This is a genomic window from Niameybacter sp. (assembly GCF_036655075.1).
Lineage (GTDB): Bacteria > Bacillota > Clostridia > Lachnospirales > Cellulosilyticaceae > Holtiella.
Window position 1 is genome coordinate 1 of record NZ_JAVVQU010000063.1, and the last position, 10,808, is coordinate 10,808.

Consider the following 10,808-nt stretch of genomic DNA (forward strand, 5'->3'; position numbering starts at 1 on the left):
CCTCAAAGTATGCAAGCATTTTTCTTTGCTTTGACGAAGAACAAACTGTTGGATTTGCCCAGTGTCAGCTTAGACAAGATTATGTGGAAGGCACCCAAACGAGTCCAGTAGGATATTTAGAGGGGATTTACATCAAAGCAGATTATAGAAAACGTGGACTTGCACACCGATTGTTAAGTGCGTGCGAGGAATGGGCTAAGTTAAAAGGTTGTAGTGAATTTGCAAGTGACTGTGAACTAGATAACGAGGACAGCTTAAAGTTTCATTTAAGTACGGGGTTTGATGAAGCTAATAGAATTATTTGCTTTAATAAGAAGTTGTGAAATAGAAAGAAAATTATTGATGGAGGTTTAAAATGGCACAATTAGAATGCAAATTACAAGGTGGGTTTCATGAGGTTTTGAGTGCAATTGAAGCAGGCATATTAAATGGAAGTGCATCAGCAAGTCAGGAAGGAAGTAGCGACTATATCTATAAAGGGATGCATTGTGCAGTACGTGTTTATGAAAGATACAGCATGATAGGAGGCAATCGCGTTAGCTTGAATATCACCTTAATCGGTACGGAGGATCAGCTCTTCTTATCTGCGATTACGGCGGGAGGGAGTCAAGCTGTTTTGTTTAAAATCAATACCTTTGGGGAGTCGGCCTTTTTAGACTGTGTAAGGGATATCGTAGAGCCATATAGGGTAAGTTAATCTTAGATAATAAGGGACTCATCTTCATGCATCATGTAGTAGACTAGTATAAAAATGCTTATCATAAAAAGAGGGTTACGGGAACATAGCTTTCTAATTTTTGTTGTGTACTGATAAAGAAGGATGCTATGAAACGTACGACAAAACGATAGCTTTTTATAAAAGGATGTGATTATACTCGAATAATGGGCAACCCTTTTTAAAGTAGGGGATTGAGATTGCATAGTTTATAGAGATTCCAAGAGAAAAGTATATGGACACGTTTAAATGAATAAGAGAGGGTTAAATTTAACCCCCTCTTATTCATTTAAATATTAAGTTTTGTTTCTATATCATTTAGCAAATCGCTATTGTGTTGATAAAAAGTATCCTTGAAAAATTCAGCGGCAAAATCATCTTTAAAAGCAGCAATGATTTTTTTTGCAATAAGTAACTGTACTTTTGACTTTTCTTTTTCTCCTTTTTGGGTATAGTAATCTGAAAGCCTTACTAGCATTTCGATAAGTGTATCGGCAGAGAGATTTTTTTGTCTATGGGCCGATTCATACATATCCTCTCCATCAAGTAACAATGCAGCAACTTGTAACTTCGTAAAATAGATTTCAGGAATCTTGTTTATGGTTATTTTGGCAAGACTGTACTCATCCATGGACTTGTATGCTTCAGCCATAATACGGTATGCGTCATATTTGATATCATCATATTTTGTACATTCAATAAGTGATTTACACATACCTATGACTTCTAAGCTTCTTTCAGGTATAGGTATAACGCCGATAATGCAGTTAAGTAGGACGTCGTTTCCGGGATATTTTTTCAATCCTTCGCGTAATATGGATTCACACATTTCAGGATTACAATAGTAATATTCTCCTGATCTTGTAACAATGTCATTAATATTTTTCTCAATTTCATAGAGATTAAAATCAAAAAGATCATCTATTGATACACCAAAAAATGAAGCTATTGCAGGTATTAAGGTCACATCTGGCATAGCTAGTGCATTCTCCCATTTAGACACTGCTTGAAATGAAAGACCGAGATAATTAGCAAGTGTTTCTTGCGAAATATTCTTTTGTTTACGTAAAGCTTTAATCTTTTCACCTAGCGAAATATTCATAAGTATGACTCCTAAACATAAAGTAATCAGCGCTGATTCTCATTAAATTATAGCATTTATTTTTTATATAAGAATAACGCAGTTGTTGAGAATTTTTCAACCACAAGTAGAAGTACAGTTTATCTAGAAGGAAATTAAGCACGTTATTTTCTTCATTTGCGGAAGAGGCTAAACAGGCGACCTATTTATTTCAAAATGGTGACAGCGGTTATGTTGCTTTATAGAAACATGTTTTACATGTATCGATTACAGACCTTAAGAAAAACTATGCAAACTTAAATGTCTATTTTGACCTTTGGAAAAAAGAAAGTGATGTACAACCTTATATTCCAGAAATGATTCAAGTATTGAAGGAAAAGGGATTAGCTTATATGAGCGAGGGTGCGCTGGTTGTGGAGGTCAAAGAAGCAAGTGATAAAAAAGAGATCCCGTCCTGCATGATTGTTAAATCAGATGGTGCAACATTATATAGCACAACAGATTTGCTACTATTGTAGAAAAAATGAAATTATATAAACCAAGTGAAATCATTTGCATTGTAGACAAAAGACAAGAGATACATTTTGAACAAGTCTTTAGATGTGCTAAAAAGGTAGCATTAACGACTCATGAAACAAAGTTAACTTTTTTAGGATTTGGACCGATGAATGGAAAAGACGGAAAATCTTTTAAAACAAGAGATGGCGACATCATGTGTCTAGAGAAGTTAATTGAAGAAGTCAGCGATAAGGTTTATGATAAAGTCATTTCGAACAAAGATATTAATGAAACTGAAGCAAGAAGTATTTCTCAAAAAGTTGGATTAGCAGCTTTAAAATATGGGGATTTATCTAATCAGATTTCAAAAGACTATGTATTTGATGTAGATAGATTTACATCTTTTGAAGGCGATTTATGAATTATCTAATGCGTTTAACAGATTTTATTATTCTAATAAAATCATTTCCGAAATAGAATTAATGGTTATATAGATGAAGTCAATCAGATGGATACTACAATTAAAATAGTTTTTTAGCACTATAAAATCTTTGAGTAAAATATAAAAGGGTGTAAAATAGAAAGAAGTAATACATTTTCATCTAACCAATAGACACTCAAGGAGGCAAATCATGTTACTTATTAAAAATGGTAAAGTATTGACAATGGCAGGTATTACTTATGAAAAAGGTGATGTACTTGTAGCAGTAGGTAAAATTCAAGCAATAGAGGAAAACATTGTAGCGACAGAAGAAATGGAAGTTGTAGATGTCAAAGGGGCTTGGGTGATGCCAGGTATTATAGAATCCCATTGTCATATTGGTATTATGGAAGAGGATAAGGGATTTGAGGGAAATGATACCAATGAAGCGACGGATCCTATAACCCCTCAACTTAGAGCTATAGATGCGGTCAATCCTATGGATACAGCCTTTAAAGATGCAGTAGAAGGAGGGATAACCTCTGTAATGACTGGTCCAGGAAGTGCCAATGTAGTAGGTGGACAATTTGTATTTATGAAAACAAGTGGTCAAAGCATAGATGAGATGATTGTTAAGGAACCGGCAGCCATGAAAATTGCTTTTGGTGAAAATCCAAAACGCGTTTACAATAGTAAAGGTAAAATGCCTTCTACTCGTATGGCAACAGCATCTCTTTTACGCGAGGCGCTAACCCATGCAACACAGTATAAAGCTAAGAAGGAAAAGGCATTTACTAAAAGTGAAGACTTTGCTGTAGATTTCAAACAAGAAGCTTGGTTACCTGTATTGAATAAAGAAATACCACTCAAAGCACACGCCCATCGTAGCGATGATATCTTGACTGCCATTCGTATTGGAAAAGAATTTGATGTGCTTATGACATTAGACCATTGTAGTGAAGGGCATTTCATTGCAGACTATATTGCATCATCAAAGTATCCAGTTATTATTGGCCCAACTTTAACTCGAAGAAGTAAAATAGAAGTGCAAAATAAAACTTTTGAAACGCCAGGGATTCTTCACCAAGCAGGTACACTTGTTGCACTCACTACAGACCATCCTGTTATTCCCGTACAATACTTGAGCAAATGTGCAGGCCTTGCAGCTAAAGCAGGATTGGGTATTGAAGAAGGACTTAAAGCTATTACGATCAATGCTGCAATAATCTGTGATGTAGCAGACCGAGTGGGAAGTCTAGAAGTTGGAAAAGATGCAGATATTGCTATTTTTACAGGAAATCCTATGGAGATTTTTACGGATACACTGTATACGATTATTGATGGAACAATCGTTTATAAAAATAGAGCGAACAATTAATGTCGCATCTGTACAGCACGAGTACTTTCACTATTGTAGAAAAAAACTTACGGTTGTTTACATATTTTACGTTATTCTTTGTTATCAACTTGTATGACCTCTTTGTTTTAGCGAGATTTTAATAGGAATTGTATGCCTACAACTTCAAAGATAAAGTTGTAGGCATTTTTATGTGTAAAAAGGATTCTTATTTTACTACGATTTCTATCTTTAAAGCAATGCTAAAGAATTTGAAGAAATATGAGAAATTTATGAGTAAATATTATTTTTTATAAATAAATATTCAAAAATGTATTGTAGTCTACTTAAGTTTATGCTACGATGAATAAAGAATCATTTTAGATAATAATAATTCATTTATGGAGAGGGAGAATAAGATGAGTAAGAAAAATAATTTATTAAAAGGGTTAATGACACTTTTTTTAAGTATGGCTGTAAGTATTAATGTATTTGCTTGTACAGGAGTAGTCGTAGGGAAAGATGCAACAGAAGATGGCAGTATTATTATTGGTAGAACAGAAGATATTGGCGCAGCTTATAACAAAAACTTTGTGGTTGTACCTGCAACAACTTATAAACAAGGTAAACTATTTGAAGACCTTAACGGGTTTAAGATTGAACAACCACAGCATGCGTATAAATATACAATGATTCCCGATGTGGCAGAACATGAGGATGGTATTTATGCAGCAGCTGGTATGAATGAGCAAGGGGTAGCCATGACGGCAACAGTATCAGCGGCTATCAATGATGAAATTAAAGTGCTTGATCCTCTCGTTGAAACAGGTATTCGTGAAGCAGCCATTCCATCCGTCGTATTACCACGTATTAAAACAGCACGTGAAGGGGTGCAAGTATTAGGTGAAATTGTAGAAAAGCACGGTTCTGCAGAAGGCAATATTATTCTCTTTGCAGATAAAAATGAAGCCTGGTACATGGAAATTTTAAGTGGTCATCAATGGGCAGCAGTCAAAGTACCAGATGATATGTATGCAGTGATTCCAAATGCATTTATGCTAGGCTACATTGATTTAGAGGATACCAAGAATGTTATGGCATCAAAAGATGTTATTAATATGCCAAAAGAAAAAGGTCTTCTTAAAAATCATGAAGGTAAATTCCACTTAGCGCTTACATATGGTACAGAAATGTCAGAAGGCAATCGCCTACGTGCATGGGGTGGACAGCATTTCTTCTCACCTTCACAAAATGTGGCATTAGATACACCAGCCTTTGATTTATTTATGAAAGCTGATGATAAAATTGCTGTAGATGAAGTGATGGATCTTCAAAGATATCGTTATGAAGGCACAGAAAATGATGTCAACCTTCCTGAAAATAAAGGAAAGCGTGCAATTGGTACGGAAGCTCAAGCTGAATGTCATATCATTCAAATGAAAAAAGAATATCCAAAAGAAGTAGGGGGACTTATGTGGATGGCTATGGGAAATGCTGAACACTCTGTTTTCTTACCAACATTTGGTGGCATTACAGAGACACATGAAGCTTACAAAGTGCCAGGTGTAAACTATAATCAGGATGCTGCATATTGGACTTTTAGAGGGTTATCAACACTTGCAGAACTTGATCGTGTGAACTATGGAAAAGGTGTCAGAGATTACTGGAAACAATATGAATTAAATCTTGTAAAAGCACAAAAAGCCATTGACGAAAAAGTGATAGCTCTTGCAAAAACAGATCAAAAGGCTGCCACAACTTATATGACTGAACAAGGCATTCAAGTTGCTGAAGATGCCATCACTAAAGCCCAAGCTATTCATAGCCAACTCTATACGTTTGTTGCAAAACATGGTGGGGGCAGAACAATTAAGGCACCTTTTGTACCAACTATCAAATGAAGTAAAAAACACCGCAGACCCTGTATAGGGTATCTGCGGTGCTTTTTTTAAATAATTTAGTGCAGGAACACTACATTTATAGTATCACATTCATATAAAGACATAGGCCAAGAGCCAGTATGCACCAAAGAATATGAGAAGCAAGAATCATAAGATAGATGACATTCATGGCATTAATAAAGTAATTAGACACTTTAAGCTGGTGAGGCGTAGCTGATTTGAATCGTATGCTCAAATAAAGGAGAAGAAAAGCAGGAAGCATAATTTTTAAAAGCAATGCACTTCCTGTATGGGACATGACATTAATCATAAAGGGATTGATTTCTTGAAATAAACCTGTATTCAACAAGAAGAAGGTAAAAAGAAAGTCTAGGACATTGAGAATGTATAAAATAAGTAACTTTATTTTGACGGTGTATAGTGTAGAACTTTTTATAAAAGCAAGCATAATAACCCTCCCAAAAAGAAATAGATGTAATCTAGAATATGCTGTGTGTGGGACAAGTATGCAAAACTGAGAACAAAGTTCAAGAAAAATTTAAGTAATAAGATACTTTTAATGTATTGATACAGATGCAAAAGGCAGTAGGATTTTAGAAAAATAAACAGTGTAAACGAAACGTATCAAAAATACTCCATTCATACTATAATAAACTTAGCTTTGATTAAAAGATATATAAAGGAGAACTACATGAATCCGTTAGATTTTATTTATAACCGCAAGAGCGTTAGACAATTTAAGCAAACTGCAGTACCTAATGAAATAATTGTTGAAATTGTGAAAGCTGGAACTTATGCACCTTCACCAAAACATCAACAAAATTGGCATTTTGTTGTATTGCAAAATAAAGCAATAATTGAATCAATGGGTGAGATTGTAAGAAAAAGTCATGAACGCATTGGGCAACTTGCAAAAGATGAAAAAGATTTCAAAAAACATATGAGTGTAATCAATTACTATACTTGTTTTAAAGATGCACCCGTTGTCATTTTAGTCTATGCTTGCCCCTATCAGATGCTCGAATACAAAATTCTAGAATCAAACGATGTCCCAAGAGAAGTCCTTGAGGTATTACAATCTCCGCAATCAGGGGCACAGGGTATTGGGGCAGCTATAGAAAATATGTTACTAGCTGCAACAGCACTAGGTTATGGCAGTTGCTATATGACAGGACCAACCCATGCCAAATGTGAAATTGAAACTTTGATTGATTTTGAGCAGCCGGGTTATGAATTAATGTCTATGGTAGCATTAGGAGAAGCAGCTGACCTTACACCAGCCCAACCACCAAGAAAACCGTTAGAAGATGTACTTACTTTTATAGATTAACTTTAGGGGTACAAACAGATAAGTTGAATGCGCTTATGTATAAGTATCAACTACAGTATCAACCTCAAGTTCGAGGCATACGCTCAATGGAGTGCTTTAAGTATACGAGTCGCTTTATCTGTCTTATCACCTATATTCGTAAACTATTGTGATAGAAAATATCAAATCACATATTAATTTAGAGCGTTTAAGTTATGATAAGTTATTAGGTGAACAGATATGTCTGTAAAAGTTGATAGAAGTGGTTTAAAAGGATATATTAAGGTATAATAGGAATAAAACTTTATAACTAAGAGGTACAATATGTCAATATTAGAAAAACAATTTGAACAAGAACTCATTAAAAACTGTGAACTTGCACAGAAAGAATGCGGTTACACATCTACACGTTTTTTACAAACTATAGAAAAGTTTGGTGGCGTAAAGACAGCGCAAGAAATCTTGCGTAAAGGTAGACTCTCCGATGGATTTGAGAAACTTCAACAAGCAGGACGTATCGAATTAACTATGGAAGCAAGTATGATCAAAAGACCGTATGCAGAACTTTTTACAGATGATGAAGTAAATACCTGCTACGAAGTACTCTGTGAACATGGCTACTATGAATAGCCTATAGATATAAAACTTGACATTTAAAAATTAAACAATGTTCTAAATAGGAGAGGGGGCAAACCGGCATGAGACAAAAAATAGAAGTCTTTTGCAAGTCAAAAGGGTTAGATACAATTGGCTTCATTCCCTGTAGGCGATTAGATGAGTTAAAAACTTTTTATCATATAAGACAAGTATTAGGACTACAAAATGAATTTGAAGAATCTGATCATGAGAAGCGCATCAATCCCTTATCTTATATGATAGAGGGGAAGACGATTATAGCTATTGCCTTTCCCTATTATGACCTAAAAGGTCAGGAGACATCCTCAAATGGATTTTCTATCTATACGCAGCGTCAGGATTATCACCGTGTGGTGAAACACTATTTGAATGAGATTTGTACGTATATACAGAGCTTAGGTGGGCAGGCAATAGGTCTTGTAGATAGCAATGCCTTGCCAGAACGCTATATTGCCTATCTAGCGGGTATAGGTTTTATTGGACGGAATAATATGATTATTACTAAAAAGTATGGTTCCTATGTTTTTTTAGGAGAAATCATTACAGACTTAGAGATTTCATGTAAAGACCAACGTCGCTTTGAGGAAATATCAGAGTATGCGGAATGTGGAAGCTGCGAAAGGTGTTTAGGGGCATGCCCAACTCGTTCCATCAATAAGGCAAGCATTAATCCTAACATTTGTCTCTCTTACATTACACAAAAAAAAGCTATTAATGAAAAAGAGATTAAACTTTTAAAAGGTAATGTGTTTGGATGCGACTTTTGCCAATTAGGTTGTCCTTATAACGAAGAAGCCTTGGACAGTCCTTTAGAACCCTTTCAGACTTTAGCATATATGCAAGAAGAAGCTAGAGTCTATGCTGAAATGGATAATGCCTATTTTAAAGAGAAAATTAATTCCACATCTTGTGGTTGGAGAGGGAAAAATGTTATCCGGCGTAATGCTATTATCCGCCTAGCAAGAGAAGGTTCTGATATTCAAAAGTTTAAAGGGGATTCACCTTATATCAATGACTATATAGGTCAACTTTCAAAAAAATAAAAAAATAGATTCTAATAAAACATTTAAATTAGAGTATTGCAATTTTAAGATAGTATGTTATAATGAAAAACGTCTTCCAAGTTAATTGAGAGATGTTTGATGGCGGCATAGCCAAGTGGTAAGGCAGAGGTCTGCAACACCTTCATCACCAGTTCAAATCTGGTTGCCGCCTTTTGAGAAGCACTTAGACTTTAAGTCTAGGTGCTTTTTTAAGTGCGCCCAGCATAGGTGCAATCTAACGGGTGAAAGTCCCGAGCACGGGTTGATAGTGCCACGTGCATAGCCTAAGACAAGGGTGTCCGTCGTGAGGTAGAATCTGAAGAAAGTTGGCGGCAAAACTCTGGTCTGACGTACAGAAATCACATTTGAGGCATATGTACACTGAGTAAGGTTGCTTAACAAACCAAAGCCCCAAACTATCCGAAAGTGTACAGTGTAAATGTGGCAGATAGATGGAGTGAAAGATTGCGTTCTTACCTGGGGAGGTCTGATAGCCCACTACTAAAAGGATGCACTTCCTAAGTAATAACCTATGCAGTGATGTATAGCTAAGATATCAGAAGTCAGCAGACGTCATAGTACTTTAGCAATCATGAGTGCTAGAGGAAGGACTGAACATTAAGGAGGTTTTCAGCTTTGAATAATTCAAATAAATTACAAGGAAAGCAGATAACTAAATATTTAGGTCGCCTTGAGGAAGTACAGGTGGAAACTGGAGATAATCAAGGGATGCTTAGTAAAGATTTGGCGTTCTCAAAGAGAGAAAGAGAAAACGATGAAGAAATTGAAACAAGTAATTGCACAGGAGCTTAGCAAAATTTATGAGCCTACCTTTTCAGAAAGTAGCTATGGATTTAGACCTGGTAGAAGTCAACATAGGGCAATGAAACAGGCGAGAGAACACATAAACAAAGGCTATAAATGGGTAGTAGATATGGACTTAGAAAAATTCTTTAACACGGTACAACATGACGTACTTATGAATAAGTTAGCGAATAAGATAAGGGATAAAAGAGTCCTCAAACTTATAAGAAAATATCTAGAAAGCGGTATCATGATAAATGGTTTAACGACACCTAATGAGGAAGGTATGCCACAAGGAGGTCCACTTAGTCCGCTCTTATCAAACATCATGCTAGATGAATTGGATAAAGAACTGGAGAAAAGAGGACATAAATTCTGTAGGTTTGCAGATGATTGTAATGTCTATGTGAAAACTAAAAAGGCAGGAAAAAGAGTGCTAGGGAGCATGAAGAAACTCATAGAAGGTAAGTTAAAACTAAAGGTAAACATAAATAAAAGTGCAGTAGATTTAGTAACAAGAAGAAAATTCTTAGGGTTCTCATTTTACTTTGCCAAAGGTGGAGTTGAAATAAGAATACATGAGCAATCATACCGGAAGTTCAAGGAAAAGATAAGAAAAGCTACAAATAGAAATACTGGAATAAGTATCTAGAAGAACTAGGATACAAGAGCATCACCAAGAGATATCAATTAATACATTAATTCTTTAATGAACCACCGTATACCGAACGGTACGTACGGTGGTGTGAGAGGACTCTAAATAAAATAATTATTTAGCTCCTACTCAATTATACTCATCACAATTCTAATCCTATCAGTGGGAGGAAAAGAGAGACTCTTTACCCTGTTCAGGGAAATTATAGAATAAGTAAACTTCTTATTAGTGAAAAACTAAGTTTTCCGCTAGAAGAAATGGGGATTTAACCACCGGATTATTAGTTGCATTTAAAAAAAACAAAAAAACTATTGACTTATGTCAGTAAATCGTGCATAATAAAACACGTCACTGAGGCCCAGTGGTACAGTTGGTTAGCACGCCGCCCTGTCACGGCGGAGGTCGAGGG

Annotated in this window: 11 protein-coding genes, 1 tRNA gene and 1 pseudogene; 11 read left to right on the top strand and 2 right to left on the bottom strand. The window is 35.5% G+C overall.

Going from position 1 to position 10,808, the window contains the following annotated elements; translation table 11 throughout:
• On the top strand, window positions 1-323 hold a 323-nt coding region (aac(6'), locus tag RRY75_RS12890; protein ID WP_332717110.1), incomplete at its 5' end, for an aminoglycoside 6'-N-acetyltransferase.
• A gap of 32 nt (window positions 324-355) precedes the next feature.
• Entirely contained in the window at window positions 356-697 is a 342-nt protein-coding gene (locus RRY75_RS12895; RefSeq protein ID WP_332494342.1) for a DUF6054 family protein, read from the top strand.
• Window positions 698-1,004: 307 nt separating this feature from the next.
• Here the strand turns inward: RRY75_RS12895 and RRY75_RS12900 are convergent, their stop codons facing one another.
• Entirely contained in the window at window positions 1,005-1,817 is an 813-nt protein-coding gene (locus tag RRY75_RS12900; RefSeq protein ID WP_332527482.1) for a helix-turn-helix transcriptional regulator, read from the bottom strand.
• Window positions 1,818-1,978: 161 nt separating this feature from the next.
• Between RRY75_RS12900 and argS the strand changes: the two are divergent.
• The 3 genes and pseudogenes from argS to RRY75_RS12915 all read left to right on the top strand — a co-directional run.
• Window positions 1,979-2,709, top strand: a pseudogene (argS, locus tag RRY75_RS12905) (arginine--tRNA ligase domain-containing protein); the annotation flags it as partial.
• Between the two features lie 217 nt (window positions 2,710-2,926).
• Entirely contained in the window at window positions 2,927-4,093 is a 1,167-nt protein-coding gene (locus RRY75_RS12910) for an amidohydrolase (RefSeq protein WP_332494256.1), read from the top strand.
• A gap of 377 nt (window positions 4,094-4,470) precedes the next feature.
• On the top strand, window positions 4,471-5,952 hold the full coding sequence (locus tag RRY75_RS12915) for a C69 family dipeptidase (RefSeq protein WP_332527481.1): 1,482 nt from the start codon (window positions 4,471-4,473) through the stop codon (window positions 5,950-5,952).
• Between the two features lie 76 nt (window positions 5,953-6,028).
• Here the strand turns inward: RRY75_RS12915 and RRY75_RS12920 are convergent, their stop codons facing one another.
• Window positions 6,029-6,400, bottom strand: coding sequence for a DUF5658 family protein (locus RRY75_RS12920; RefSeq protein WP_332494253.1), 372 nt, complete (start codon window positions 6,398-6,400; stop codon window positions 6,029-6,031).
• A 243-nt stretch (window positions 6,401-6,643) separates the two neighbouring features.
• Between RRY75_RS12920 and RRY75_RS12925 the strand changes: the two genes are divergently transcribed.
• The 6 genes from RRY75_RS12925 (at window position 6,644) to RRY75_RS12950 (ending at window position 10,396) form a co-directional block, all read left to right on the top strand.
• Window positions 6,644-7,282: a nitroreductase family protein gene (locus RRY75_RS12925; RefSeq protein WP_332494251.1), complete on the top strand. Its 639-nt coding sequence runs from the start codon at window positions 6,644-6,646 to the stop codon at window positions 7,280-7,282.
• 303 nt (window positions 7,283-7,585) lie between these two features.
• Window positions 7,586-7,891, top strand: a complete 306-nt coding sequence (locus RRY75_RS12930) for a hypothetical protein (protein ID WP_332527480.1) — start codon at window positions 7,586-7,588, stop codon at window positions 7,889-7,891.
• Window positions 7,892-7,959: 68 nt separating this feature from the next.
• Window positions 7,960-8,940: a tRNA epoxyqueuosine(34) reductase QueG gene (gene queG, locus RRY75_RS12935; RefSeq protein WP_332527479.1), complete on the top strand. Its 981-nt coding sequence runs from the start codon at window positions 7,960-7,962 to the stop codon at window positions 8,938-8,940.
• A 101-nt stretch (window positions 8,941-9,041) separates the two neighbouring features.
• Window positions 9,042-9,112, top strand: a tRNA-Cys gene (locus tag RRY75_RS12940).
• Window positions 9,113-9,576: 464 nt separating this feature from the next.
• The gene (locus RRY75_RS12945) at window positions 9,577-9,753 is read left to right on the top strand and encodes a hypothetical protein (RefSeq protein WP_332494245.1); all 177 of its coding nucleotides are present in this window, start codon (window positions 9,577-9,579) and stop codon (window positions 9,751-9,753) included.
• Entirely contained in the window at window positions 9,716-10,396 is a 681-nt protein-coding gene (locus RRY75_RS12950; protein ID WP_332527478.1) for a reverse transcriptase domain-containing protein, read from the top strand. Before RRY75_RS12945 ends, RRY75_RS12950 begins: the two co-directional genes overlap by 38 nt.
• The last annotated feature ends 412 nt before the right edge of the window (window positions 10,397-10,808 follow it).

Excerpts from the sequence above, each read along its gene's own strand:
- RRY75_RS12915 (WP_332527481.1), top strand. The coding sequence starts at position 4,471 with ATGAGTAAGAAAAATAATTTATTAAAAGGGTTAATGACACTTTTTTTA.
- queG (WP_332527479.1), top strand. The coding sequence starts at position 7,960 with ATGAGACAAAAAATAGAAGTCTTTTGCAAGTCAAAAGGGTTAGATACA.
- RRY75_RS12925 (WP_332494251.1), top strand. The coding sequence starts at position 6,644 with ATGAATCCGTTAGATTTTATTTATAACCGCAAGAGCGTTAGACAATTT.
- RRY75_RS12895 (WP_332494342.1), top strand. The coding sequence starts at position 356 with ATGGCACAATTAGAATGCAAATTACAAGGTGGGTTTCATGAGGTTTTG.
- RRY75_RS12950 (WP_332527478.1), top strand. The coding sequence starts at position 9,716 with ATGAAGAAATTGAAACAAGTAATTGCACAGGAGCTTAGCAAAATTTAT.
- RRY75_RS12930 (WP_332527480.1), top strand. The coding sequence starts at position 7,586 with ATGTCAATATTAGAAAAACAATTTGAACAAGAACTCATTAAAAACTGT.
- RRY75_RS12900 (WP_332527482.1), bottom strand. The coding sequence starts at position 1,817 with ATGAATATTTCGCTAGGTGAAAAGATTAAAGCTTTACGTAAACAAAAG.
- RRY75_RS12910 (WP_332494256.1), top strand. The coding sequence starts at position 2,927 with ATGTTACTTATTAAAAATGGTAAAGTATTGACAATGGCAGGTATTACT.
- RRY75_RS12920 (WP_332494253.1), bottom strand. The coding sequence starts at position 6,400 with ATGCTTGCTTTTATAAAAAGTTCTACACTATACACCGTCAAAATAAAG.